The sequence below is a fragment of the Amycolatopsis vancoresmycina genome (assembly GCF_000716785.1).
GTDB classification, from domain to species: Bacteria; Actinomycetota; Actinomycetes; order Mycobacteriales; family Pseudonocardiaceae; genus Amycolatopsis; species Amycolatopsis vancoresmycina.
Genome location: NZ_JNYY01000059.1, coordinates 1 through 361, shown reverse-complemented (window position 1 = coordinate 361; position 361 = coordinate 1). Strand labels below are relative to the sequence as shown.

Annotated in this window: 1 rRNA gene; it reads right to left on the bottom strand. The window is 57.3% G+C overall.

Annotated elements, in window-relative coordinates:
- Nucleotides 1–284: 284 nt before the first annotated feature.
- A 16S ribosomal RNA gene (locus OO60_RS44305) occupies nucleotides 285–361 on the bottom strand; the annotation flags it as partial.

Below are 361 nucleotides of genomic sequence, written 5' to 3'. Positions count from 1 at the left end.
CAGTTCTCAAACACCACACCAGAAACAAACGCGTTCCCAGGGCAGAAGCCCCAAGGCGTGTTGCCTCAGGACCCAACAGTGTGCCAAGAACATGAACCCGCCCGGTCCCGCAAGCAGACGTTCCACGCGAAGCAAGCTTCGCAGTACTAGCCGGCGGCAGTGACCACCACGAGTGCACATAAACCAGTAGCTCCACAATTCCTTGAGCAAGCCCGGCAACAACACATGCGGTTGTTAAACCAGGCCCACTCCCAACCGTGGTTGGGATGTGTTGTGCTCCTTAGAAAGGAGGTGATCCAGCCGCACCTTCCGGTACGGCTACCTTGTTACGACTTCGTCCCAATCGCCAGTCCCACCTTCG